General features: G+C 52.4%; 25 protein-coding genes. 12 read left to right on the top strand and 13 right to left on the bottom strand.

From position 1 onward, the window contains the following. Positions 1 to 88 precede the first annotated feature (88 nt). Together rnk and yldA are read left to right on the top strand one after the other, a co-directional pair. Positions 89 to 499: a nucleoside diphosphate kinase regulator gene (rnk, locus tag FTE26_RS10585; protein WP_000089731.1), complete on the top strand. Its 411-nt coding sequence runs from the start codon at positions 89 to 91 to the stop codon at positions 497 to 499. A gap of 137 nt (positions 500 to 636) precedes the next feature. Then, entirely contained in the window at positions 637 to 726 is a 90-nt protein-coding gene (gene yldA / locus FTE26_RS10580; RefSeq protein ID WP_000796528.1) for a small membrane protein YldA, read from the top strand. 3 nt (positions 727 to 729) lie between these two features. On the opposite strand, the gene FTE26_RS10575 is transcribed toward yldA, so the two are convergent. Continuing rightward, positions 730 to 1,968: a zinc-dependent alcohol dehydrogenase gene (locus FTE26_RS10575; RefSeq protein ID WP_000646163.1), complete on the bottom strand. Its 1,239-nt coding sequence runs from the start codon at positions 1,966 to 1,968 to the stop codon at positions 730 to 732. A 220-nt stretch (positions 1,969 to 2,188) separates the two neighbouring features. Here FTE26_RS10575 and uspG point away from each other — a divergent pair, with 220 nt between their 5' ends. Then, the gene (gene uspG / locus FTE26_RS10570; protein ID WP_000278505.1) at positions 2,189 to 2,617 is read left to right on the top strand and encodes a universal stress protein UspG; all 429 of its coding nucleotides are present in this window, start codon (positions 2,189 to 2,191) and stop codon (positions 2,615 to 2,617) included. A 120-nt stretch (positions 2,618 to 2,737) separates the two neighbouring features. Here the strand turns inward: uspG and ahpF are convergent, their stop codons facing one another. Further along, a complete protein-coding gene (ahpF, locus tag FTE26_RS10565) occupies positions 2,738 to 4,303 on the bottom strand; it encodes an alkyl hydroperoxide reductase subunit F (protein WP_000887629.1) in 1,566 nt (521 codons plus the stop codon). A 128-nt stretch (positions 4,304 to 4,431) separates the two neighbouring features. After that, the gene (ahpC, locus tag FTE26_RS10560; protein WP_000052796.1) at positions 4,432 to 4,995 is read right to left on the bottom strand and encodes an alkyl hydroperoxide reductase subunit C; all 564 of its coding nucleotides are present in this window, start codon (positions 4,993 to 4,995) and stop codon (positions 4,432 to 4,434) included. Positions 4,996 to 5,366: 371 nt separating this feature from the next. Here ahpC and dsbG point away from each other — a divergent pair, with 371 nt between their 5' ends. The 4 genes from dsbG (at position 5,367) to FTE26_RS10540 (ending at position 9,193) form a co-directional block, all read left to right on the top strand. Then, positions 5,367 to 6,113: a thiol:disulfide interchange protein DsbG gene (dsbG, locus tag FTE26_RS10555; protein WP_000913832.1), complete on the top strand. Its 747-nt coding sequence runs from the start codon at positions 5,367 to 5,369 to the stop codon at positions 6,111 to 6,113. Positions 6,114 to 6,321: 208 nt separating this feature from the next. Further along, positions 6,322 to 7,224, top strand: coding sequence for a DNA-binding transcriptional repressor CitR (gene citR / locus FTE26_RS10550; RefSeq protein ID WP_000002446.1), 903 nt, complete (start codon positions 6,322 to 6,324; stop codon positions 7,222 to 7,224). A 146-nt stretch (positions 7,225 to 7,370) separates the two neighbouring features. Next, positions 7,371 to 8,591, top strand: a complete 1,221-nt coding sequence (locus FTE26_RS10545; protein WP_000029813.1) for a phosphoadenosine phosphosulfate reductase — start codon at positions 7,371 to 7,373, stop codon at positions 8,589 to 8,591. Next, positions 8,564 to 9,193: an IbrB-like domain-containing protein gene (locus FTE26_RS10540; RefSeq protein ID WP_000502941.1), complete on the top strand. Its 630-nt coding sequence runs from the start codon at positions 8,564 to 8,566 to the stop codon at positions 9,191 to 9,193. The genes FTE26_RS10545 and FTE26_RS10540 overlap by 28 nt, the downstream gene beginning before the upstream one ends. Here FTE26_RS10540 and ybdL read toward each other — a convergent pair whose 3' ends face one another. Then, on the bottom strand, positions 9,194 to 10,354 hold the full coding sequence (gene ybdL / locus FTE26_RS10535; RefSeq protein WP_000183940.1) for a methionine-oxo-acid transaminase: 1,161 nt from the start codon (positions 10,352 to 10,354) through the stop codon (positions 9,194 to 9,196). Positions 10,355 to 10,462: 108 nt separating this feature from the next. On the opposite strand from ybdL, the gene hcxA reads away from it, so the two are divergent. Continuing rightward, positions 10,463 to 11,551 carry a hydroxycarboxylate dehydrogenase HcxA gene (gene hcxA, locus FTE26_RS10530; protein WP_001120434.1) on the top strand — a complete coding sequence of 363 codons (1,089 nt, stop codon included), beginning with the start codon at positions 10,463 to 10,465 and terminating at the stop codon, positions 11,549 to 11,551. 9 nt (positions 11,552 to 11,560) lie between these two features. On the opposite strand, the gene FTE26_RS10525 is transcribed toward hcxA, so the two are convergent. The 7 genes from FTE26_RS10525 to entC all read right to left on the bottom strand — a co-directional run bounded on the left by FTE26_RS10525 (position 11,561) and on the right by entC (position 19,054). After that, positions 11,561 to 11,758: a YbdD/YjiX family protein gene (locus FTE26_RS10525; protein ID WP_000460431.1), complete on the bottom strand. Its 198-nt coding sequence runs from the start codon at positions 11,756 to 11,758 to the stop codon at positions 11,561 to 11,563. 181 nt (positions 11,759 to 11,939) lie between these two features. Then, the gene (gene cstA, locus FTE26_RS10520; protein WP_001043134.1) at positions 11,940 to 14,045 is read right to left on the bottom strand and encodes a pyruvate/proton symporter CstA; all 2,106 of its coding nucleotides are present in this window, start codon (positions 14,043 to 14,045) and stop codon (positions 11,940 to 11,942) included. Positions 14,046 to 14,225: 180 nt separating this feature from the next. Continuing rightward, complete coding sequence (entH, locus tag FTE26_RS10515) at positions 14,226 to 14,639, bottom strand: proofreading thioesterase EntH (RefSeq protein WP_000637953.1); 414 nt, start codon at positions 14,637 to 14,639, stop codon at positions 14,226 to 14,228. A gap of 2 nt (positions 14,640 to 14,641) precedes the next feature. After that, positions 14,642 to 15,388, bottom strand: coding sequence for a 2,3-dihydro-2,3-dihydroxybenzoate dehydrogenase EntA (gene entA / locus FTE26_RS10510; protein ID WP_000347664.1), 747 nt, complete (start codon positions 15,386 to 15,388; stop codon positions 14,642 to 14,644). Next, on the bottom strand, positions 15,388 to 16,245 hold the full coding sequence (gene entB, locus FTE26_RS10505; protein ID WP_001007122.1) for an enterobactin biosynthesis bifunctional isochorismatase/aryl carrier protein EntB: 858 nt from the start codon (positions 16,243 to 16,245) through the stop codon (positions 15,388 to 15,390). The genes entA and entB overlap by 1 nt, the downstream gene beginning before the upstream one ends. Before the next feature lie 13 nt (positions 16,246 to 16,258). Continuing rightward, positions 16,259 to 17,869 (bottom strand): (2,3-dihydroxybenzoyl)adenylate synthase EntE, encoded by a 1,611-nt coding sequence (gene entE / locus FTE26_RS10500; RefSeq protein WP_000026805.1) that lies wholly within the window; start codon positions 17,867 to 17,869, stop codon positions 16,259 to 16,261. Positions 17,870 to 17,878: 9 nt separating this feature from the next. Then, positions 17,879 to 19,054 carry an isochorismate synthase EntC gene (gene entC / locus FTE26_RS10495; protein ID WP_001297274.1) on the bottom strand — a complete coding sequence of 392 codons (1,176 nt, stop codon included), beginning with the start codon at positions 19,052 to 19,054 and terminating at the stop codon, positions 17,879 to 17,881. Between the two features lie 374 nt (positions 19,055 to 19,428). Here entC and fepB point away from each other — a divergent pair, with 374 nt between their 5' ends. After that, a complete protein-coding gene (gene fepB, locus FTE26_RS10490; RefSeq protein WP_001234314.1) occupies positions 19,429 to 20,385 on the top strand; it encodes a Fe2+-enterobactin ABC transporter substrate-binding protein in 957 nt (318 codons plus the stop codon). Positions 20,386 to 20,388: 3 nt separating this feature from the next. Here fepB and entS read toward each other — a convergent pair whose 3' ends face one another. Then, entirely contained in the window at positions 20,389 to 21,639 is a 1,251-nt protein-coding gene (gene entS, locus FTE26_RS10485; protein ID WP_001041789.1) for an enterobactin transporter EntS, read from the bottom strand. 110 nt (positions 21,640 to 21,749) lie between these two features. On the opposite strand from entS, the gene fepD reads away from it, so the two are divergent. Genes fepD through fepC form a run of 3 tightly spaced genes read left to right on the top strand, consistent with a single transcriptional unit; the run spans position 21,750 to position 24,555 of the window. Beyond that, positions 21,750 to 22,754: a Fe(3+)-siderophore ABC transporter permease gene (fepD, locus tag FTE26_RS10480; RefSeq protein WP_001295314.1), complete on the top strand. Its 1,005-nt coding sequence runs from the start codon at positions 21,750 to 21,752 to the stop codon at positions 22,752 to 22,754. After that, on the top strand, positions 22,751 to 23,743 hold the full coding sequence (gene fepG, locus FTE26_RS10475) for an iron-enterobactin ABC transporter permease (protein ID WP_000640948.1): 993 nt from the start codon (positions 22,751 to 22,753) through the stop codon (positions 23,741 to 23,743). The genes fepD and fepG overlap by 4 nt, the downstream gene beginning before the upstream one ends. Further along, positions 23,740 to 24,555 carry an iron-enterobactin ABC transporter ATP-binding protein gene (gene fepC, locus FTE26_RS10470; protein WP_001005919.1) on the top strand — a complete coding sequence of 272 codons (816 nt, stop codon included), beginning with the start codon at positions 23,740 to 23,742 and terminating at the stop codon, positions 24,553 to 24,555. The genes fepG and fepC overlap by 4 nt, the downstream gene beginning before the upstream one ends. Here the strand turns inward: fepC and wzz(fepE) are convergent. After that, positions 24,552 to 25,685, bottom strand: a complete 1,134-nt coding sequence (gene wzz(fepE) / locus FTE26_RS10465) for an LPS O-antigen length regulator Wzz(fepE) (protein ID WP_000096738.1) — start codon at positions 25,683 to 25,685, stop codon at positions 24,552 to 24,554. The genes fepC and wzz(fepE) overlap by 4 nt on opposite strands. Positions 25,686 to 25,823 lie beyond the last annotated feature (138 nt).

Genomic DNA, 25,823 nt, shown 5'->3' with positions numbered 1-25,823 from the left:
GAGTTAAACCCTCGCCGCCTGACGGTGAGGGTTTTCTTTTGGGTATGTTTATCTGCGACACTCGCAGTACCGACGACATGGAGTAAAAATGTCCAGACCAACTATCATCATTAACGACCTGGATGCCGAACGCATCGATATTCTGCTGGAGCAACCCGCCTATGCTGGTTTGCCAATCGCCGACGCGTTAAACGCAGAGTTGGATCGCGCCCAAATGTGTTCGCCAGAAGAGATGCCACACGACGTGGTGACAATGAACAGCCGGGTTAAATTCCGCAATCTTAGCGATGGCGAAGTGCGTGTGCGCACGCTGGTGTATCCGGCAAAAATGACCGATAGCAATACTCAGCTTTCCGTTATGGCTCCGGTAGGTGCCGCACTGCTGGGGCTGCGCGTTGGCGATTCCATTCACTGGGAACTTCCGGGCGGCGTTGCAACCCACCTTGAAGTGCTGGAACTCGAATACCAGCCAGAAGCTGCTGGCGACTACCTGCTTTAATCCCATCTGCACAAGCGATAACTCGCTTTGCCCAGAGGATGCACTCGCATCCTCTTTACGCAAAATCAGCAATTTTTCCTGGTTCTCACTGTTCACTTTTGCTGCAAAATTATTCCGTTTCGTTTGTGGGAATAACCATGGCAGAAGCATTTTACATCCTGATAGGATTTCTGATTATGGCGGCGATTATCGTCATGGCTGTCCTTTACCTCGAAAACCACTCCTGACGATCATATTGTTCCCCCCGGCATCGCATTCACCAGACCTGAAACCGCCTTCTGCGCCGCCTCTGCGCTTTGTGCACCGGGTACCAGAATCACCTTACGGCACTCCTCTTCACGTTTTTCGAAAATCTCATATCCCCGGGCGGCCTCTTCAAACGGCATATAGTGGGTAACAATTTCTTCTGGTTTCAGTAATCCTTTCTCAATTAACGGTAATAATTCTCCCAGCCATGCGTGAACGTGGGTCTGTCCCATTTTAAACGTCAACCCTTTATCAAAGGCGTCGCCAAACAGGAAACCGTGAATAAATCCAGCGTAGACGCCCGGTACGCTAACAATGCCGCCACGCCTGACCGCCGCAATACACTGGCGCAACGCTTTACCGCTGCTGCCCTCCAGTTTCAGGTTAGTCAGCACCGTTTCCGTGGTGCTGCCTTTCGCTTCAAAACCGACGGCGTCTATTACTGCATCCACGCCCCGGTGGCCTGCCGTTTGTTCAATAATTGACTGTGCCGGATCGCTATCTTCATCGAAATTAATCGGGATCGCGCCGTAGCGGTCAGCGGCGAAACGCAAGCGGTAGGGATGATGATCAACAACAAAAATCTGTTCCGCACCGAGCAACCGTGCACAGGCGATTGTCAACAATCCCACTGGACCGGCACCATAGACTGCAACGCTTGAACCTTGTTGGATCTGCGCATTTTTTGCTGCCTGCCATGCCGTTGGCAGAATATCAGAAAGGAAAAGGGCTTTATCATCTGAAAGCAAAGGCGGTACTTTAAACGGCCCCACATTCCCTTTAGGGACGCGGACATATTCCGCCTGCCCACCAGGAACGCCGCCATACAGGTGACTATAACCAAACAATGCCGCGGGAGCTGGTATCTGTTTTTTATTGAGCGCAGCGCCTTTACCCGCATTGGTATTTTCGCAGGCGGCATATTGCTGTAATCGACAGAAAAAACAGTCGCCACAAGCAATGACAAACGGAATTACCACCCGGTCGCCTTTTTGCAAATTTTTTACGTCCTTTCCGGTTTCAACGACTTCCCCCATAAATTCATGACCAACAATATCGCCATGTTTAACCTGGGGTATTTTGCCTCGATAAAGATGGAGGTCAGAGCCACAGATCGCCGTTGCCGTAATACGCAGAATAATATCATCTGCCTGTTCAATGCCCGGATCGGGAACATTTTCTACCTGAACGTGATGTGGGCCGTGATAAGTCAATGCTTTCATGCAACCTCCAGAGACAGTTCAAAAAAGAGTCAGTCTTTAAGGGTAGCTATCACAGCGGGAAAACGGGCGGTACCGCAGGTTTTGGGAGAATTCCTGGTGTTCAGTGAGAATATATTAATCACAGAAACCGTTCGTAAGGAAAAAGAACCAGACAAATATCAGGGATAAATATTATAATCATGGCGAATGATTTGTTCATGATTAACAGGGAGAAAGGGTTATGTATAAGACAATCATTATGCCAGTTGATGTATTTGAAATGGAATTGAGCGACAAAGCTGTTCGCCACGCTGAATTCCTCGCCCAGGATGACGGAGTTATTCATCTACTTCACGTACTACCCGGGTCAGCCAGCCTGAGCCTGCACCGTTTTGCCGCTGATGTGCGTCGTTTTGAAGAGCATCTGCAACATGAAGCAGAAGAACGTCTGCAAACGATGGTCAGCCACTTCACCATCGATCCTTCCCGCATTAAACAACATGTCCGTTTTGGTAGCGTGCGGGATGAAGTCAATGAGTTGGCAGAAGAACTGGGGGCTGATGTTGTAGTTATTGGTTCTCGCAACCCATCGATTTCGACCCATCTGTTAGGTTCTAACGCCTCGAGCGTGATCCGCCATGCCAATCTGCCGGTGCTGGTTGTGCGTTAATTGCCAGAATAAATATCCCGCCCTGCCCGGAGCCATCCCGGCAGGGCTTTTTAATGCCATAAAAAAGCCGCCAGGTTTGACCCCGGCGGCTAAGCAATTGCAGGTGAATCTTACTTCTTCTTATGCAGTTTTGGTGCGAATCAGGTAGTCAAAAGCACTCAGAGAGGCTTTGGCACCTTCGCCAGTGGCGATGATGATCTGCTTGTACGGAACCGTCGTACAGTCACCCGCTGCGAATACGCCTTTGACGTTGGTTTCGCATTTCGCATCAATGATAATCTCACCCATGCGGTTACGTTCGACTGCGCCTTCCAGCCAGTTGGTGTTCGGCAGCAGACCAATCTGGACGAAAATACCGGCCAGTTCGATGTTGTGAATATCGCCGCTGACACGATCTCGATATTCCAGACCAACGACTTTGCTGCCGTCGCCTTTCACTTCCGTGGTTTGCGCATTCAGAATAATGTCGACGTTTTTCAGGCTGCGCAGTTTGTCCTGCAGCACCTGGTCGGCTTTCATTTCTGGCGCAAATTCCAGCAGAGTTACGTGCTCAACGATACCCGCCAGGTCGATTGCCGCTTCCACGCCGGAGTTACCGCCGCCGATAACCGCTACGCGTTTGCCTTTAAACAGCGGGCCGTCGCAGTGCGGGCAGTAGGTCACGCCTTTGGTGCGATACTGATCTTCGCCCGGAACGTTCATGTTGCGCCATTTTGCACCGGTCGCCACGATAATGCTGCGTGCTTTCAGTACCGCGCCAGAAGCTGTTTCAATCTGGTGTAGACCACCTTCAACCGCTGCCGGGATCAGTTTGCTGGCGCTCTGGCTGTCGATCACATCAACGTCGTATTCATCAACGTGAACTTTCAGTGCGCCTGCCAGCTTCTGCCCTTCAGTCTTCGGTACAGAAATGTAGTTTTCGATATCAACGGTATCGAGGATCTGACCACCAAAACGTTCGCCCATCAGACCGGTACGGATGCCTTTACGTGCGGAGTAAATTGCTGCCGCTGCACCCGCCGGGCCGGAACCGACGATTAATACGTCATAAGCATCACGCTTGTTCAGCTCTTCTGCCGCACGTTTTTCCGCGCCAGTATCAATTTTGGCAACGATTTCAGTCAACGTCATGCGGCCCTGACCAAACTCTTTCCCGTTTACGAACACTGCCGGAACGCCCATCACGTTGCGATCGGTGATTTCGTTCTGGAAGGTGCCGCCGTCAATTGCAGTGTGCTTGATGCGCGGGTTCAGTACGCTCATCAGGTTCAGCGCCTGCACCACGTCCGGGCAGTTGTGGCAAGAGAGCGAGTAATAGGTTTCGAATTCAAAATCACCGTCAATATGGCGAATCTGCTCCAGCAGAGACTGCGCTTCTTTCGACGGATGACCACCGGTCCACAGCAACGCCAGTACCAGCGAGGTGAACTCGTGGCCCAGCGGGGAGCCTGCAAAACGTGGCCCCTGGTTGGAACCTGGGTTGGTGATCAGGAAAGACGGCTTACGCACCGGCAAGCTGTTATCTTCTTTAAAGGTGACTTTGTCTGACAGTTCTGCGATTTCAGCCAACAGTTCCTTGATTTCTGCCGATTTAGCGCTGTCATCCAGCGTGGCAATTAACTCAACAGGCTTGGTCAATTTCTCAAGGTAAGCCTTGAGTTGAGTTTTCATATTTGTGTCGAGCATGTTTATCTCCTGGGCTTTAAACATCATCATGCAAGCGGCCTCTGCGGCTACCTGGATGCAGCTTGCATCATGGTGCGGGGAAGAAAATCGGGTGCCGCAGCACCCGATTAATTACGCGATTGCGGAACTTAGATTTTACCAACCAGGTCCAGAGACGGAGCCAGAGTTGCTTCACCTTCTTTCCATTTAGCCGGGCAAACTTCACCTGGGTGAGAAGCTACGTACTGTGCTGCTTTGATTTTACGCAGCAGGTCAGACGCGTCACGGCCAATGCCTTCAGCGGTAACTTCGATTGCCTGGATGATACCCTGCGGGTCAACAACGAAGGTCGCACGGTCAGCCAGACCTTCATCTTCACGCATGTTGTCGAAGTTACGGGTCAGGGCGCCAGTCGGGTCGCCGATCATCGCATATTTGATTTTAGCGATGGTTTCAGAGCTGCTGTGCCATGCTTTGTGGGTGAAGTGAGTATCGGTAGATACTGCGTATACGTCTACGCCCAGTTTCTGCAGTTCTTCGTAGTGGTCAGCAACGTCACCCAGTTCGGTCGGGCATACGAAAGTAAAGTCAGCCGGGTAGAAGAAGAAGACGCTCCAGCGGCCTTCGGTATCTTTTTCGGTGATTTCGATGAATTCGCCGTTTTTGAATGCCTGGTTTTTAAAAGGTTTAATTTTGGTGTTAATCAAGGACATCTATACTTCCTCCGTGTTTTCGATGAGATGTAAGGTAACCAATTTTTGCCGATTCGGCTAATGCGTTTCCATTATCAAATCGATAAGTTTTACCTTACAACCTTCGTAAGACAACTTTGTGAACTTTGCACCGCCAGCGGCGATAAAAAGTAAAATGGCCCCCTTTCCAGGTGACCGTGTAATCTGAACTACCCTTTGGTATCTTCAGCGCCTGCCTGCAGGCTGAGGTGTTGCCCTTACAAATGCAACAACGACATGGATTACAACACCCTCATAAACAAAGGGCAATCACCTGATCTAAGCTCTTACCTATGACAGTGATAGGTTATGCCTTTTACTCGACTTTTGCACTGACTGAAAAGGACAAATTAATGTTAAAAAAGATACTTTTACTGGCTCTGCTTCCTGCAATCGCCTTCGCAGAGGAACTTCCTTCCCCAGTAAAAGCGATTGAAAAACAGGGCATTACAATCATCAAAACGTTCGATGCCCCCGGAGGAATGAAAGGTTATCTCGGAAAGTATCAGGATATGGGCGTCACCATCTACCTGACTCCCGATGGTAAGCACGCTATCTCTGGTTACATGTACAACGAGAAAGGTGAAAACCTGAGTAACACACTTATCGAAAAAGAAATTTACGCACCAGCCGGACGCGAAATGTGGCAACGGATGGAACAATCCCACTGGCTCCTCGACGGTAAAAAAGATGCGCCGGTCATTGTCTACGTGTTCGCCGATCCGTTCTGCCCATATTGTAAACAGTTCTGGCAGCAGGCGCGCCCGTGGGTAGATTCTGGCAAAGTGCAATTAAGAACATTGTTGGTTGGGGTTATCAAGCCAGAAAGCCCGGCGACAGCAGCGGCAATTCTTGCCTCCAAAGATCCCGCAAAAACCTGGCAAGAATATGAATCCTCTGGTGGCAAGCTTAAGCTAAACGTGCCTGCAAACGTAAGTACAGAACAAATGAAAGTGTTAAGCGCCAACGAGAAACTCATGGACGATCTGGGGGCAAATGTCACACCAGCGATCTATTACATGAGTAAGGAAAATACGCTGCAACAGGCCGTGGGGTTGCCCGATCAGAAAACGCTTAATATCATTATGGGGAATAAATAAAAGATAATTCATGGATGGTTGAAATACATCCCTGCTTTTCAACCATCCTAAAAAAGCATGAATTGCTCGCTCTGCCCTAAGTGGCTATGCTATTTTAGAAAAACTTAATCCTGAGTTAAGCAAAAAAATATAATCAATAAAAATATATACGCAAAAAACATTGATTAAGTGAATATACCATGGAAGAAAAATATAACCGGAGTAGTGTATGGCCAATCTCTACGACTTGAAAAAGTTCGACTTAAACCTTCTTGTCATATTTGAGTGTATTTACCAGCATTTAAGCATTAGCAAAGCTGCTGAATCACTATATATCACCCCATCAGCCGTGAGCCAGTCGTTACAACGCTTACGTGCGCAATTTAATGACCCTTTATTCATTCGCTCAGGAAAAGGTATCGCGCCGACGACAACAGGGTTGAATCTGCATCACCATCTTGAGAAAAACCTCAAAGGCCTTGAACAAACAATTAATATAGTCAATAAGTCCGAACTAAAGAAAAACTTTATTATCTACGGCCCTCAGCTCATTTCTTGCTCTAATAATAGTATGCTGATCCGCTGCCTACGGCAAGATGCCTCTGTCGAGATTGAGTGCCATGATATCCTCATGTCAGCAGAGAATGCTGAAGAACTGTTGGTTCACCGCAAAGCCGATCTGGTGATCACCCAAATGCCAGTGATCAGCCGTTCCGTCATTTGCATGCCATTGCATACAATTCGCAATACTCTAATTTGTAGTAATAAGCATCCGCGAATTACTGACAATAGCACTTATGAACAAATTATGGCAGAAGAGTTCACCCAATTAATATCCAAATCAGCAGGAGTTGATGATATTCAAATGGAAATAGACGAGAAGTTTATGAATCGCAAAATTTCATTTCGTGGTTCCTCTTTGCTGACAATCATTAATAGCATTGCAGTTACAGATTTACTGGGAATAGTCCCCTATGAACTTTATAATTCCTACCGTGACTTTCTTAATTTAAAAGAGATAAAACTAGAACATCCGTTACCTTCAATAAAGCTTTACATTTCCTATAATAAATCTTCTTTAAATAATTTGGTGTTCTCCCGATTTATTGACCGTCTAAATGAGAGTTTTTGATATATAACTACAGACAGCTACTATAACTTTCATCTATTTATTCACAGCGCGAATGAAAAATAAAACACTCTGCTTTGCAGTGTTTACTTTATAATTAACAGACTTATCTCACTGATCACCCTGTAACGTTCAGAGAGCGTCTTCAGATGTCTATTTATAAAATTCCTCTTCCGCTCAATATTCTGGAAGCTGCACGAGAGCGTATTACCTGGACACTCAACACCCTACCCCGCGTTTGTGTCTCATTTTCTGGCGGCAAAGACTCTGGTTTAATGCTGCATCTGACAGCCGAACTTGCCCGACAAATGGGCAAAAAAATCTGCGTTTTGTTTATCGACTGGGAGGCGCAATTCTCTTGCACCATTAACTATGTTCAGTCCCTGCGCGAGTTGTACACCGATGTCATCGAAGAGTTTTACTGGGTTGCGCTCCCGCTTACGACGCAAAATTCCCTTTCACAATACCAACCCGAATGGCAGTGCTGGGAACCTGATGTCGAATGGGTGCGTCAGCCCCCGCAAGATGCGATAACCGATCCTGACTTTTTCTGCTTTTACCAGCCAGGCATGACCTTCGAACAATTTGTACGTGAGTTTGCCGAATGGTTTTCACAAAAACGTCCGGCGGCGATGATGATCGGCATCCGTGCGGATGAGTCCTACAACCGTTTTGTCGCCATCGCCAGTTTAAATAAACAACGTTTTGCCGACGATAAACCATGGACTACGGCCGCACCAGGCGGTCATAGCTGGTACATTTACCCCATTTACGACTGGAAAGTGGCTGATATCTGGACCTGGTATGCAAATCATCAAAGTCTCTGCAACCCACTGTATAACCTAATGTATCAGGCAGGCGTTCCTCTGCGTCATATGCGAATTTGCGAACCTTTTGGCCCGGAGCAACGACAAGGATTATGGCTCTATCACGTTATCGAACCGGATCGCTGGGCTGCTATGTGCGCACGAGTCAGCGGGGTAAAAAGTGGCGGCATTTACGCCGGACATGATAATCATTTCTATGGGCATCGGAAAATCCTCAAGCCAGAACATTTAGACTGGCAAGAATATGCATTATTGCTGCTCAATAGCATGCCGGAAAAAACAGCTGAGCATTACCGCAATAAAATCGCCATTTATTTGCACTGGTATCAGAAAAAAGGCATCGAGGTTCCACAAACCCAGCAAGGGGACATTGGCGCGAAAGATATCCCCTCCTGGCGGCGGATATGCAAAGTTTTACTCAATAACGATTACTGGTGTCGAGCATTATCATTTAGTCCTACGAAAGCGAAGAACTATCAGCGTTATAACGAACGGATAAAAGGAAAACGTCAGGAATGGGGGATACTATGCAACAACGATTAACGCAGGATTTAACGCAATTTCTCGCCAGCTTGCCGGAAGATGATCGCATCAAAGCGATTAATGAAATCCGCATGGCGATCCATCAGGTTAGCCCCTTTCGTGAAGAGCCAGTGGATTGCGTTCTGTGGGTTAAAAACAGCCAACTTATGCCTAATGATTACAACCCAAACAACGTGGCACCACCCGAAAAAAAACTGCTGAAAAAATCCATTGAAATAGATGGTTTTACCCAACCCATTGTGGTCACGCATACGGATAAAAATGCCCTGGAAATCGTGGATGGTTTTCACCGCCATGAAATTGGTAAAGGCTCATCATCATTAAAATTACGCTTAAAAGGTTATTTGCCGGTGACCTGTCTGGAAGGTACGCGTAATCAACGCATCGCCGCGACTATTCGTCATAATCGCGCTCGTGGACGCCATCAAATCACCGCCATGTCGGAAATCGTCCGTGAACTTAGCCAGTTGGGATGGGACGATAATAAAATTGGCAAAGAGCTGGGAATGGACAGCGACGAAGTGCTGCGCCTGAAGCAAATTAACGGCCTGCAAGAGCTGTTTGCCGACCGTCAATATTCCCGCGCCTGGACGGTTAAATAACTAAAGCTGGCGCAGGCGTTCAGCTGCTGCCAGCAACGTCGATTCCTTCTTGGCAAAACAGAGACGAATCAGTTTATGTGGGAAGGGATCGGCGCAAAACACCGACAGCGGAATCGCCGCTACGCCGTGCTCCTGCGTCAGCCACTGGCAAAACTCAACATCATCCAGGGTAGAAACCTCGCTGTAATCCACCAGCAAAAAGTATGTACCTTCACACGGTAAAATCTCCAGCCGGCTTTCATTTAAAGCATTCACCAGAATATCGCGCTTCTGGCGATAAAAGTCCGGTAACGCAAGATAATGCTCAGGTTCTGCACGTAGCATATCAGCAAGCGCCAGCTGTGCCGGGGTATTCACCGAAAAGGTCAGATACTGATGTACCTTGCGAATTTCGGCGCTGATGGGCGCTGGCGCAACACAATAACCCACTTTCCAGCCGGTCATATGATAGGTCTTGCCAAATGAAGAAACCGCCACTGCCCGCTCACGCAGCTGCGGATGCGCCAGCACACTGGCATGGCCCTGTTGTGAAAAGTTGATGTGCTCGTAGACTTCATCGCTAATGACAAAAATCTCGTGCCCGGCGATCGCCTGCCACAAAGCGGCGAAATCAGCCTGCTGCCAGACAGTTGCACTGGGGTTATGCGGAGTGTTGAGGATCACCAGTCTGGTGCGCTCGCTTAATAATGCGGCAAATTCCTGCCAGTCAACGCGAAAATGCGGTGGTTGCAGTGCCATACGCTTCACTATTCCCCCAGAAAGCGCGATGGCGGGGGAGTAACTGTCATAGCTGGGATCAAAACAAATCACTTCATCGCCATTGCGCACCAGTGCGGTAATCGCCGCGTATAACGCTTCCGTCGCCCCTGCCGTTACGGTGATATCGCTATCGGCATCTGGTTGATAGCCATACAAACGTTCCGTTTTCTGAGCAATCGCCTCGCGCAAGGCCTGCACGCCGGTCATGGGCGCGTATTGGTTTGCCCCCTGGGCAACGTGGTACGCCAGCCGCTCCTGTAAATAGCGCGGACCATCAAAATCAGGAAAGCCTTGCGACAGGTTAATCGCCTGGTGTTGCTGCGCCAGCGCGCTCATCTGGGTGAAAATAGTGGTGCCAAGTTGTGGAAGTTTGCTTTGTGGAATCAGAGGGTTATTTGTCATTTTTATTGTACCTGACGAAGTTGCGTGTTGAAGGCACTATAACACGATGCTAGTATTTGGCAATCAAGACGTTTAGATGTCTAAATAAAACAATAAGGACAACACAACATGCCTCACAATCCTATCCGCGTGGTCGTCGGCCCGGCTAACTACTTTTCACATCCAGGAAGTTTCAATCACCTGCACGATTTTTTCACTGATGAACAACTTTCTCGCGCGGTGTGGATCTACGGCAAACGCGCCATTGCTGCGGCGCAAACCAAACTTCCGCCAGCGTTTGGACTTCCAGGGGCAAAGCATATTTTGTTTCGTGGTCATTGCAGCGAAAGCGATGTACAGCAACTGGCGGCTGAGTCCGGTGACGATCGCAGCGTGGTGATTGGCGTCGGCGGCGGCGCACTGCTCGACACCGCGAAAGCCCTCGCCCGCCGTCTCGGTCTGCCATTTGTTGCCGCTCCGACGATCGCCGCCACCTGCGCAGCCTGGACACCGCTCTCCGTCTGGTATAACGATGCCGGACAGGCGCTGCATTATGAGATTTTCGACGACGCCAATTTTATGGTGCTGGTGGAACCGGAGATTATCCTCAATGCACCGCAACAATATCTGCTGGCGGGGATCGGTGACACGCTGGCGAAATGGTATGAAGCGGTGGTGCTGGCTCCGCAACCAGAAACGTTGCCGCTAACCGTGCGACTGGGGATCAATAATGCGCAGGCCATTCGCGACGTATTGTTAAACAGTAGCGAACAGGCGCTGAGCGATCAGCAAAATCAACAGTTAACGCAATCATTTTGCGATGTGGTGGATGCTATTATTGCTGGTGGTGGGATGGTCGGTGGTCTGGGCGATCGTTTTACGCGTGTGGCGGCGGCTCATGCCGTGCATAACGGTCTGACTGTCCTGCCGCAAACCGAGAAATTTCTCCACGGCACCAAAGTCGCTTATGGCATTCTGGTACAAAGCGCCTTGCTGGGTCAGGATGATGTGCTGGCGCAATTAACCGGGGCGTATCAGCGTTTTCATCTGCCGACCACGCTGGCGGAGCTGGAAGTGGATATCAATAATCATGCGGAGATCGACAAAGTGATTACCCACACCCTGCGTCCGGTGGAATCCATTCATTACCTGCCAGTCACGCTGACACCAGATACGTTGCGTGCAGCGTTCGAAAAAGTGGAATCGTTTAAAGCCTGACGTGCAAATTTAGCAGCAGCGCGCGCCGCCTTTTCCACCGTAGCGCGCGTCCTGCCGCTCACGGAAAAACTCTTCGTAGGTCATCGGCGTTTGATCGGGATGGTTAACCCGCATATGTTCGACATAGTTGTCGTAATCAGGCATACCAATCATCAGCTTCGCCGCCTGACCTAAATATTTTCCGGCTTTTGCCAGTGAATCAAACATCTTGGCCTCCGCTAACCATGTTGCTGAAAGAGTGCCGGATGCGGCGTGAACGCCTTATCCGGCCTACAAATGCTATCAACGCGCTCGGTCAGTCCCCTCGCCCCATCGGGGAGAGGGTTAGGGTGAGGAGGAACCCTCGGCACTATGCCAACATTCGCCAACATCCCCCCTCACTCTGACTTTAGTGTGCGCCTTTTGCCTGCGCCACGATCTCCTCGACATTTTCCGGCATTGGCTCATACGGCGTTTCTTTCGCCGTTGGCTTCGGATCTTTCAATGCCGCCAGTGCCGTCTTAATCGAGAACAGCGCCAGAACCACCACGACCACCATAAAGAAGATGGTTAACCCGGCATCCAGACGGTTGTTGAACACCAGTTGCGCCAGCTGTGACTCAGTATACTGCGACGGAATATTGCCGCTGTCGATCATTGCCTGGAACTTATTAGCAATGGCCAGGAAGCCGACTTTCGCATCCGGGCTAAACGCTTTCTGCCAGCCTGCGGTCAGGGTACAAATCAGCAGCCAGGCCGTTGGTACCAGCGCCACCCAGGCGTAACGTTGACGTTTCATCTTGAACAACACCACGGCACAGAGCATCAGCGCCATCCCTGCCAGCATCTGGTTGGCAATACCAAACAGCGGCCACAGAGTGTTAATGCCGCCCAGCGGATCGACCACGCCCTGATGGAGGAAGTAGCCCCACGCCAGTACGCACAGCGCTGTTGCCAGCAGGTTAGCAGGCAGTGAATCGGTCCGCTTCAGGCCCGGAGAAACCACGCCCAGCAGATCCTGCAACATAAAGCGCGCAGCACGCGTACCCGCATCTACCGCCGTCAGAATAAACAGAGCTTCAAACAGAATGGCGAAGTGATACCAGAACGCCACATCCATCATACCACCCAGCGCACCGTGCAGGATGTAAGCCATCCCCACCGCCAGCGTCGGCGCACCGCCCGCACGGGAAATGATCGACTGTTCACCCACTTCGCTGGCAATCTGGTTGAGCGTATCTGGTGTAATGCTAAAGCCCCAGCTACTCACCACCTGCGCGGCAGAAGCGACTACATCCGCCGTCCCTGCCGGAGCCAGCACCGCCATTGGGCTGTTCATGGCAAAATACACGCCCGGATCGATGATACAGGCAGAAACCAGCGCCATAATCGCCACGAAGGATTCCATCAACATCCCACCGTAGCCGATAAAGCACGCCTGCCCTTCGTTCGCCAGCATCTTCGGCGTGGTGCCGGAAGAGATCAGCGCATGGAAGCCAGACACCGCACCACAGGCGATGGTGATAAACAGGAACGGGAACAGGTTACCGGTCCATACCGGGCCAGTGCCATCGACAAATTTGGTCAGCGCAGGCATGGTCAGCGTCGGGCGCATAATCAAAATGCCTACCGCCAGACCGACGATAGTCCCGATTTTCAGGAAGGTCGAGAGATAGTCACGCGGGGCCAGCAGCAACCACACCGGCAGCACCGCCGCCACAAAACCGTAGCCCACCAGCATCCAGGTCAGCTGCACGCCGGTAAAGTCAAAGTACGGTGCCCAGGTCGGACTTTCTGCCACCCAGCCGCCAGAGATAATGGCGAAAATCAGGAACACCAGGCCAATCACTGACACTTCGCCAATGCGGCCCGGACGCAGATAGCGCAGGTAGATTCCCATAAAAATCGCCAGCGGAATGGTGAACGCAACGGTATACGTTCCCCACGGGCTATGAGTCAGGGCTTTCACCACGATCATCGCCAGTACTGCAAGGATAATGACCATGATCATAAAGCAGGCTACCAGCGCAATCACCCCGGCAGTTGGCCCCATCTCTTCTTTGACCAGCTCACCCAGCGATCGACCGTCACGGCGCGTAGAAACAAACAGCACCATGAAATCCTGCACCGCACCAGCGAGAACCACCCCGGCGAGCAGCCAGATCATCCCTGGCAGGTAACCCATTTGCGCCGCCAGTACCGGCCCAACCAACGGACCTGCTCCGGCAATGGCCGCAAAATGGTGACCGAACAGCACTTTCTTGTCCGTCGGCACATAGTCCAGCCCGTCGTTATGGCGCACCGCTGGCGTCATACGCGTCGGGTCAACCGCCAGCACATTTTTGGCGATATACAGCCCATAAAAACGGTAAGCGATCAGATAGATACAGACCGACGCCACCACAATCCACAGCGCGTTGATCTGTTCCCCACGATTTAAAGCAATGTATCCCAGAGCAAATGCTCCCATTACAGAGAGCACTGTCCAGACGAGGTATTTCCCTGATTTGTTCATAGTTGTTATCCGTGTGCGTGTCCATAGAGATGTTACATTTTGTTTCTATAACATCTTTGTACGATTTAACAACACGGTAACCATGTAAATCGGAGTTGAAACCAATATTTAACTTAACAATGTTAACTCGATCACTCCGTTAACCGAGTTTTCCTGCAATCTCATTTAATTCTGTCGGGCTCATCCCAAAACTGCCGTACCCAGCCGACAAGTGCAGCAACGCCGCCCCTGTTCATCGAAAACGACGATTTCCCAGCTCTGATTTTGCCGCCCAAGATGCAGCGGCTGGCAGACGCCGCGTACCTTGCCTTCAGACACCGGGCGATGATGGGTGGCGTTAAGTTCCGTACCCACCACACACTGCCCGTCACGGGTCATCATAAATCCGGCCATCGATCCCAGCGTTTCAGCCAGCGCCGCCGACGCGCCGCCATGCAGCAGGCCAAACGGCTGATGAGTACGGGTATCAACCGGCATTTCGGCTTCCAGCACATCATCTCCCAGACGGGTATACACAATTCCCAGATGCGCCACCATTGTGTTATCGCTGGTGGCGTTCAGTTCGTCGAGCGTTAAATGGCGTTTCCAGATCATGCTTATGCCCCCAGCGTTGAGCCGCCATCGACCACAATATCCTGTAGGGTGATATGGCTGGCGAGGTCAGAGGCGAGGAACAAAATCGTGTTGGCGATCTCTTGTGGACGGGCGATTTTCCCCAGCGGAATGCCGAGTTTAAACTGCTCGCCAAAGCCGCGAATACGCTGTTCTTCGGCGTCATCGCTCACCCACAGCGTGCGTTGCATATCGGTGTCGGTGGAGCCAGGCGAAACCACATTACAGCGCACGCCGCTACCCGCCAGTTCCAGCCCGACGCTCAACGCCAGGCTTTTCAGCGCCGCTTTCGATGCGCCATAAGCACTCATACCAATACGCGGCGTGTGTGCGGCGTCGGACGCCACAGTGACAATCGCCCCGCCCCGCTGACGGCGAAACTGGTTCATGGTTTGCTGGAACAGGTTAAACGCACCGCCGACGTTAACCGCAAAAGTCTGCTGCCAGTCCTCTTTACTGAGCTGATCGGTCGCGCCCATGCGCAAAATTCCCGCCGCATTGATCAGCACGTCCAGTCGCTCCGTTTCAGCTAACAGTCGCTGACATACCTGCGCCACCTGCCCGGCGTCGGCAACATCCATTACTTCGGTCGCAAAGGGATATTGCTCCTGAGTGAACGCTTGATCAAAACCTGTAACTTTCGCTCCCGCCTCAACAAACGCCAGCGCCGTGGCGTAGCCGATACCTTTACCTGCGCCGGTTACCCAGACATTTTTACCGCTGAAATCCATTATTTCACCTCGCGGGAGAGTAGCTTCCACCAGGCGTCGATGGTCGGGTTTTTCGCCAGCATGACAAAGTCGATATCACCATGCACTTTGCGCCAGCGCGCCGCCAGCGCCATCATGCGCACCGAATCCAGACCGTAGTCGATCAGGTTGTCGTCATCGAACGGTTCATCGGACTCGTCCAGCAACGGCAGGATAACCTCACGCAGCGCCGCTTTGCTGGCGGGGACAGGTGCTGGCAGTAATTCTTCAGTCATCACCACCCGGCCAGACCGCCCGGCCACATATTTCAGCGACATCAAATGCTCGTCACGGCTGAAATCGGCCAGCGCATCCGCCACCATAAACGGTTTAATATCGCGCATAAATGCGTCGGTTGCGGTGGTCATACAGCCAATGTGGGCATATACCCCGGTAATAATCAGCTGGTTACGTCCACTCTCTTTGAGCATTTGCTCCAGCGGAGAACGATGAAACGCGCTGTAGCGCCACTTCACCAGCACCGTGTCGTCGGCATCTGGCGTCAGGCGATCCACCACCTTTTGCTGTTCCGGCGAACGGGTCAGGCCCGGCCCCCACATATCATTCAACAGCGCCCGATCTTCATCGCTCTGCTCTTTCGGCTGGGCGGTGTAATAAACCGGGATATTGTGCTGTTTGCAGTAGTCGCGCAGCGCAGCAATATTCGCGATCACCTGCTCCATCATCGGGCAGTTCTCGCCCCAGAAGCTGACAAAATAGTCCTGCATATCATGGATTAACAACGCGGCACGTTGCGGTTCAAAGGCCCAGTCGACTTTATTCTTAGGGATATCGTGAGACTCCGGCAGTGCGTAAGCCTGTAATTTTGGAATAGCCATCGTGTTCTCTCCTTCAGGCTGATGCGCGTGACGCCAGCCACTGACGTAATTGTTTTTTATCGACTTTCCCGACCGCCGTCAGCGGAAGTGAATCTACACACTCCACGCGATCCGGTAATTTAAATTCGGCAATACCCTGTTCACGCAGGAAACGACGCACCTGCACCGCGCGCAGCGGTTCTTTCACCACCAGATAAGCGCAGCTTTTTTCGCCCATCAGCTCATCTTCCATGCTCACCAGTGCGGCGTAGATCACCGCCGGATGGCGCAGCAGCAGGTTTTCGATCTCTTCGGCAGCGATCTTCTCACCGCCACGGTTGATCTGATCTTTCTCGCGCCCCTGCACGGTGATGTACCCCTCTGGATCAATAGAGATCAGATCGCCGGAACAGTAAAAACCGTTGGCATCAAAGGCGCTGGCATTGTGCTGCGGGCTTTTGTAATAGCCACGGAAGGTGTACGGACCGCGGGTCATCAGGCGTCCAACTTCCCCTTGCGGCAGTGGATTTCCTTCGGCATCGGCAACCCACACTTCATCGTCCGGACACATTGGGTAACCCTGGGTATGGATAATTTTCTCCGCGCTATCATCAAGACGGGTGTAGTTCACCAGCCCTTCCGCCATGCCAAACACCTGCTGCAACTGGCAGCCAATCTCAGCGGGAATACGCGCCGCAAGGGTGGCAGAAAGACGTGCGCCGCCGACCTGTAACAGTTTCAGCGAGGCAAGCTGCGCCCGGCTTTCACCTTCGGTCAGCGCCTGCAACCACAGGCTGACTGCCGGTGGCACCAGCGCGGTGACGTTCACCTGATGTTTTTCAATCAATGGGAAGCAAAGCGTGGCGCTGGGATCGGCCGCCAGAACAACCGTTCCTCCGGCAAGAAAGACGCCCAGCGATCCCGGCGAACTCATGGCGTAGTTATGAGCCGCCGGGATCGCGCACAGGTAGCGTGTCTGTTGTGTGAACTGACAAATCTCGACGCTACGACGCACGCTGTAGTAGTAGTCGTTATGAGTGCGCGGGATCAGTTTCGGTGTGCCGGTGGTGCCGCCGGAAAGCTGGAAATAGGCCACTTCATCAGCAGGTGATGGCGTGGCAGTAAAATCCTCAGCCGGATGGTTAATCGCATCCTGCAAGTTATGCTCACCGCTGTCGTTGTGCAGTTGCACCACGCGAATGGAGGAATGTTCTGTGACGAAAGTATTGAGGAAATCATCCCCGCTAAACAGCGCATGTTGGCGATCGGCAATCAGCAATGCGGGTTCAATCTGGCTGGCATAGGCGTTCAGTTCACTACGCTGATGGCTGAACAGCGCCAGCACCGGCGCAACGCCCAGTTTCAGCAGCGCGAAAAAGGTAATATACAATTCAGCGACGTTACCCAGTTGTACCAGCGCGGTTTCACCAGGTTTAATGCCCTGACGGCGTAAACTACACGCGAGGTTATCCGCCGCCTGATTCAGCTCCCGGTAACTCAACTGTCGCTCGCCGTCGATAACCGCGATGCTGTCACTCGCAGCGTGGCGAGTCAGAATGTCGGTCAGCGGCAAATCCTGCCAGTAGCCTTTTTCCCGATAGCGACGGGCAAACTCTTCCGGCCAGCGGGTGAATGGAATGCTCATCCTCGCTCCTTAATGCAATCCAAAAACGTTCAACATGGTAGAAAGTTTGACGCCTGTTTCGCGCCACTCACCCAACGGTGACGACGCAGGCACAATCCCCGCTCCGGCAAACAGACGCACCTGATTTTCCCGCAGCTTCGCGCAGCGGATGGTCACCACCCATTCGCCGTTACCTTCGCTGTCACACCAACCCACAATGCCGCCAAACAGTTCGCGGTCGAATGGCTCCAGTTCAGCAATAACCTGGGTCGCGGCCTGATGCGGGAAACCGCTCAGCGCGGGGGTTGGATGCAGCAGACAGGCCAGAGTCAGTGCGTTTTCTTGCGAATTAACTTTACCTTCAAAGGGAGTTGCGAGATGCCACAGCGTCGGCGTGGTAATCAATTGTGGAGAGGAGGGAACGTGTAACTCACTACTGCGTTCGCGCAGTACCTCTTTCATCGCCTGAGTCACCAGTTCATGTTCATGGCGATCTTTTTCTGACGCCAGCAGACGATTACCCGCTTCGCGATCGAGCACTTCATCCGGCTGACGACGCGCGGAACCGGCTAACGGAATGGAGCTAAAACGCTCGCCGTCTTTACGTAGCAGCAGTTCCGGGCTGGCCCCCAGCAGGACGCCACCATCAGCCAGCGGGACATGGAAGTTGTAACTAACCGGGTTTTGCGCAATCAACCGTTCCAGCAATACGCCACTATCAATGGCGGCGTCAGTGGTGATATCAATCAATCGTGACAACACCACTTTGTCGACCTGCGGCGTGGCGGTAAGTGCGGCGGCGCGGGCAACCATCTGTTCAAACGTGGTTTGTTCAGGAATTGCCTGGCGTTCCACCACGTTCAGCGACTGGCTGCGGGTAAAACGGCGGGCTGAGGTCTGTTTTTCCTGGCGGGAGAACGACTGCCAGGATTCGGGAATATACAGCGACGAAGGCTGACGTGGATCGAAGGGAATCGCCCCGACCATCACCGGATTTTTGATGCCCTGCGCTTTGGCATCGGCAAACAGCGCGGCGAGTTTTTGCTGGAAGGGACTGTCGGGCGAATCCCCGTTCACAGCCGGTTCATCGAAGCGGGCGAAACATCCTGACGTCGTAAAACTGCGGTACGGCGACATAAAGAAAAAGCGATTGGGCGCAAGTGTTGCCATGGTCTGCTGTACTTCCTCAGCCAGTGACGTATCCATATCATCCTCCACAAAATGATAAAGGCTTTAATAATGATTATCATTTATATTTTCGGTCGCTAACCTAAAAGCAAACGCGCACTATGTCAACTCTTGAGGTAACGCAATCTGCAACTCGGGGTTGCATCTGGTTGTGGTTACAATGAAAATGAGAAGCATTATTGATGGATTCGCATAAGCGCAATATGATGTCCTGCGCCGTTCTGCCCCCTCTCCCTTCCAGGGTGAGGGCTGGGGTGAGGGTTAATGTTCGCACCAGTGCTGGCTGTTCCCCTCACCCTAACCCTCTCCCCAAAGGGGCGAGGGGACGGATTGTGCGCTTTGTCGAATTTGTCATTACGCCCTTAACCTTATTAATAACAGGAAGCTGATTTGTGAGACTCGCCCCGCTCTACCGCAACGCCCTTCTATTAACAGGACTTTTGCTTTCAGGAATAGCCGCAGTTCAGGCCGCTGACTGGCCGCGTCAGATTACTGACAGCCGTGGCACACATACACTGGAAAGCCAGCCGCAGCGTATTGTTTCCACCAGCGTCACCCTGACCGGCTCACTGCTGGCGATTGATGCTCCGGTGATCGCCAGCGGCGCGACCACGCCGAATAACCGCGTCGCGGATGACCAGGGCTTTTTACGCCAGTGGAGCAAGGTGGCGAAAGAACGCAAACTGCAACGGCTCTATATCGGCGAACCGAGCGCCGAAGCCGTTGCCGCGCAAATGCCGGATCTGATTTTAATTAGCGCAACCGGCGGGGATTCGGCGCTGGCACTGTATGATCAGCTTTCCACCATCGCCCCGACATTAATCATCAATTACGACGACAAAAGCTGGCAGTCGCTGTTAACGCAGCTTGGCGAAATTACCGGGCATGAGAAACAAGCGGCAGAGCGGATTGCACAGTTTGATAAGCAACTGGCAGCGGCGAAAGAGCAAATCAAATTACCGCCGCAGCCGGTCACTGCCATTGTCTATACCGCCGCTGCACACAGTGCCAATCTCTGGACGCCGGAATCAGCACAAGGGCAGATGCTGGAACAACTCGGCTTTACGCTGGCGAAGTTGCCCGCAGGGTTAAACGCCAGCCAAAGCCAGGGCAAACGCCATGACATCATTCAGCTTGGTGGGGAAAATCTGGCTGCTGGGTTAAATGGCGAGTCACTATTCCTGTTCGCCGGTGATCAGAAAGATGCCGATGCGATTTATGCCAATCCACTGCTCGCGCACCTTCCCGCAGTACAAAACAAGCAGGTTTATGCGCTGGGAACCGAGACGTTCCGTCTGGATTACTACAGCGCCACGCAAGTGCTGGAACGACTTAAGGCGCTGTTTTAAGCATTAACTGTCAGACGCTGTCACCTGCGGCGGCGTCTGGCGAAAACGTCGCAACTCCACCAGCACCAGCAATAACAACACGCCGATAATCAACAAACCAAAACCGCTTGCGCTTGCGGAAGCAACCGGTGTCATCATCGCGCCCAAACCACCCAGCAGCGCCGCGCCTATGGCATCGCCCGTCACGTTCTGCGCCGTCCACAAACCGTTAATCCGCCCTAACATCGCTTCCGGGGTTTGCGTTTGCAGCATTGTATATTGCAGCAACGAACTAACCGCGCTCAGCCAGCCGAACAGCGCCAGACAAACCACGCCTAAAATCCACATCGGCATCAGGCCAAACAGACCAATGGCGAGGAACGATCCCAGCGTGGAGAGCAGCATCAATAACCCTGGTCGCGCACTATGTGCCAGCTTCCCGCTGGTTAACGCACCAATAGCCGCGCCGAGCGGGATCGCCGCGTAGAGAAAACCAATCTGTGCCGCTGACATCTGCCAGTTGTCAGCCAGCGCCGGATACAGTACCCGCACCGCGCTCGCCATCGTCAATAAACCACCCAGCAGCGCAATCCCGCCCACCAGCGGGCTGGCAAGCAGAAAACGAAATCCTGCCAGTAATGATTTCAACGGATGCTCACGCGGCTGCGGTGGCGGTGGCAACGCCGGAAGGCTTAACAACGGTAGCAAGGTAATAAACGTGCCCGCCGCCGCCAGCCCGTAGTTCCAGGCTACGCCACCGGTCGCCAGCAATAAACCGCCAATCATGGGCGAAATCACCGACCCCAGACGCACGGTCAACATGGTGATCGCCCCGGCCTGCATTAAGTTTTCACGCCCTACCAGTGCTGGTGTCGCCGCCAATAGCGCCGTAACGCCAAGCGATGCGAAAAAACCATCCCATAAACCAAGTAAATAGATTGCCAGCAATGACGGCTCCGGCAGCAGTGCATTAAGGCACAGTCCAATGAAGCCAATGCCACAGGTGCCGCGCGCCAGCAAAATCACTTTTTTGCGCTCATAGCGATCCGCCAGCACACCGCCAACCATCAGGCCAACAAACATCGCGCCGCCGGTCAGCGTCACCGAAAGCCCCACCTGCCAGGTAGAATGCGTCATCATCTGGATCTGCACCGGCACCGCGACGCCGAGCAAACCCAGAGACACAATTGAGATAAAACGAGCGAGGAATACTGCGCGAAACGCCGGGTGCGTTTTCAACAGGCTGAGGTTAAGCAGCCAGGATTGTTTATTCATTACAATGCCTTGCCATCAAATATTTTAAATACCTATTCTTAGGCTGCACATGCTAACATATCCAAATAAGATCGATAACGATAATTAATTTCATTATCATGGAAGTTCGTATGTCTGGTTCTGTTGCCGTGACACGCGCCATTGCCGTGCCCGGATTGCTGTTATTACTGATTATCGCGACGGCATTAAGCCTGCTCATTGGGGCAAAATCACTCCCCGCTTCCGTAGTGCTGGAGGCCCTCTCCGGCACCTGCCAGAGCGCCGACTGCACCATCGTGCTCGACGCGCGACTGCCGCGCACCCTTGCCGGTTTACTTGCAGGCGGCGCGCTTGGCCTTGCCGGGGCGTTGATGCAAACCCTCACCCGAAATCCACTTGCCGACCCCGGCTTGCTTGGCGTGAATGCCGGAGCCAGCTTTGCCATTGTGCTGGGTGCGGCGCTGTTTGGTTACTCATCCGCGCAGGAACAACTGGCGATGGCCTTCGCCGGGGCGCTGGTGGCCTCATTGATTGTTGCCTTTACCGGCAGTCAGGGCGGCGGGCAGTTAAGTCCGGTGCGTTTAACCCTGGCGGGCGTGGCGCTGGCGGCGGTGCTGGAAGGGCTGACCAGCGGCATCGCCCTGCTTAATCCTGATGTCTACGATCAACTGCGTTTCTGGCAAGCCGGTTCGCTGGATATTCGCAATCTACATACCTTAAAAGTGGTGCTGATCCCGGTGCTGATCGCCGGAGCAACCGCGCTATTACTGAGCCGCGCGCTGAACAGTTTAAGCCTCGGCAGCGACACCGCGACGGCGCTGGGCAGTCGCGTGGCGCGCACACAGTTAATTGGTCTGCTGGCGATTACCGTGCTTTGTGGTAGTGCGACGGCGGTAGTTGGCCCGATTGCCTTTATCGGCCTGATGATGCCGCACATGGCGCGCTGGCTGGTAGGTGCCGATCATCGCTGGTCGCTGCCCGTCACGCTACTTGCTACCCCTGCCCTGCTGCTGTTTGCCGATATCATCGGGCGGGTGATTGTGCCCGGCGAACTGCGCGTTTCTGTGGTCAGTGCGTTTATTGGTGCACCGGTGCTGATCTTCCTCGTGCGACGTAAAACGCGAGGTGGCGCATGATTTACGTCTCTCGCCGATTAATCATCACCTGTTTGCTGTTGGTTTCCGCCTGTGTGGTTGCAGGTATCTGGGGATTACGCAGCGGTGCCGTCACGCTGGAAACCTCGCAGGTATTCGCCGCGCTGATGGGCGATGCGCCGCGCAGTATGACGATGGTGGTCACCGAATGGCGTTTACCACGCGTGCTGATGGCGCTGTTGATTGGCGCGGCACTGGGCGTCAGCGGCGCGATTTTTCAGTCGCTGATGCGTAACCCGCTCGGCAGCCCTGACGTAATGGGCTTTAACACCGGGGCGTGGAGCGGCGTGCTGGTAGCGATGGTGCTGTTTGGTCAGGACCTGACGGCTATCGCGCTGGCAGCAATGGTGGGCGGCATTATCACTTCGCTGTTGGTCTGGCTGCTCGCCTGGCGTAACGGCATCGACACCTTTCGGTTGATTATTATCGGTATCGGCGTTCGTGCCATGCTGGTGGCCTTTAATACCTGGCTGTTGCTGAAAGCGTCTTTAGAAACGGCGCTAACAGCGGGTTTGTGGAATGCAGGATCGCTCAACGGCCTGACGTGGGCAAAAACCTCGCCTTCCGCACCCATCATTATATTGATGCTCATTGCCGCCGCCTTACTGGTACGCCGGATGCGCTTGCTGGAAATGGGCGATGATACCGCGTGTGCGCTGGGCGTCAGCGTCGAACGTTCGCGTCTGTTAATGATGCTGGTTGCAGTGGTGCTTACCGCTGCGGCAACCGCGCTTGCCGGGCCGATTTCCTTTATTGCTTTAGTCGCGCCGCACATTGCCCGACGCATTAGCGGCACCGCTCGCTGGGGGCTGACCCAGGCGGCGCTGTGCGGGGCGCTGTTACTGCTGGCGGCCGATCTCTGCGCCCAACAACTGTTTATGCCGTATCAACTTCCGGTTGGCGTCGTTACCGTCAGCCTCGGCGGTATTTACCTTATCGTCTTGTTAATTCAGGAGTCTCGCAAAAAATGAACGAATCTGTAGCCCGTTTGCGCGGCGAACAGTTAACCCTCGGATATGGCAAATATACCGTTGCGGAAAATCTGACTGTAGAAATACCTGATGGTCACTTCACGGCAATTATCGGGCCAAATGGCTGCGGTAAATCCACTTTACTGCGTACTTTAAGCCGCCTGATGACGCCTGCTCACGGGCATGTCTGGCTGGATGGCGAGCACATTCAACATTACGCCAGTAAAGAAGTTGCACGCCGGATTGGTCTGTTGGCGCAAAATGCTACCACGCCGGGCGATATCACCGTGCAGGAGCTGGTGGCGCGTGGACGTTATCCGCATCAACCGCTGTTTACCCGCTGGCGCAAAGAGGATGAAGAAGCGGTAACGAAAGCGATGCAGGCCACGGGAATAACTCATCTGGCAGATCAAAGCGTGGATACCCTTTCTGGCGGACAACGCCAGCGAGCGTGGATCGCGATGGTGCTGGCCCAGGAAACGGCAATTATGCTGCTCGACGAACCCACGACCTGGCTGGATATCAGTCATCAGATTGATCTACTGGAACTGTTAAGCGAACTGAACCGCGAGAAAGGCTATACCCTGGCGGCGGTGCTGCACGATCTTAATCAGGCCTGTCGTTACGCCAGCCATTTGATTGCATTGCGGGAAGGGAAAATTGTTGCTCAGGGAGCGCCGAAGGAGATTGTCACTGCTGAACTGATTGAGCGCATTTATGGTCTGCGATGCATGATCATTGACGATCCGGTAGCCGGAACGCCGCTTGTGGTGCCGCTCGGACGAACGGCACCTTCAACCGCAAATAGTTAAACTAAGTGGTCTGCCATCATGGCATCCTGTTTTCTGGATGCCATCGCATAGCGCAATAACACGCTACCACAAGCCACCATCCCGCCGATCAGCGCGGAAAGGATCACAATAATCGCCTTACCCGGACCGTCTTTTTTCACTGGCAATGACGGGCTTAACTGATATTTAAACGGCGTAAAATTCACATCGTTGATATTTGCTTTTGTTAACTGCTCAACAAGATACTGACGATTACGTAATTCACCGTTCAGTTCCGCAACGTCAGTGACCGCTTTTTCAATTTCCAGTTTGCGTTCAATACCGTCTGCGCCGAGAGAAATAGAGAAATCGGGGTCATCTTTAACGGCCTGACCATTACTGTATACGGGCTTTTTAATTCCCGCCGCGTTGGCAATGTCGAGTGAATAATTGAGGCGCTGAATGTTTGCATCAAGTTGATTTTTCGTTTTAATGCGATCCTGAGCCAGTTTTTCTTTTTCAAACTGGGTTTTGATCTCCAGTTTATTACGGACGTTTTCTATCGACTCTTTCACCACCAACGCAGAGATATAATCGATATACCCGCTCAAAACGGTCTGCGCCTCTTTACTGGTTGGCGCGGTAAAACTTAGCGTCCAGGAGGTATACAGTGACGGTTCATCTTTTTTCTTACTGGCATTGTCATCAACCGCTTTCATTTTTTCGCTCAATGCAACAATAGCGCGATGCAAATCCAGTTCATCGATTTTCGCCTCTTTTAATTGGTCCATCACATAAGGTGATGAACGCAGGTACTCTTCCAGCAAGCTAACCGACTGAAACTTCTTGATAAACAGGTTAAATGCTTCTGTACGATCAATTTTGATATCCAGATCCAGCACTCGAAGCTTAGTGAATGTTTTCTCCAGCTCTTGCCACTGAACAGGTTCTGGAGGCGTGACAACCGCCGCGCTGGTCCATTTTTGCGGCAGGATGAAAGAGATCAGCAAGCCTGCGCAGGCAAACGCAAAAATGACCGCCATGACCGTTTTTTTGGCCCGCCATAAAACTGCGATTAGATTAAGTAAATCAATTTCATTATTACTGGGCGACGCCAGAGGATACTCAGAAAAATGAGCGTCACTTCCCTGTTTAATATTCAATGATGACATGGGGTATAACCTGAAAATGAGTCCAATAGGGGAAAATCTCCACGGCGCTCACTTTACCAGTTGGTGAGAATTATCCGAAGCTGAAGTTTGTAAATTCCTTCCACTGAATGCAACATTCACTCTATTTAAGAGAAATAT

The organism is Escherichia sp. S10b (assembly GCF_028421345.1).
In the GTDB taxonomy this organism is placed as follows: domain Bacteria; phylum Pseudomonadota; class Gammaproteobacteria; order Enterobacterales; family Enterobacteriaceae; genus ECMA0423.
Note: the sequence above shows the minus strand (reverse complement) of the source record. Positions and strands in the feature narration are given on the sequence as shown.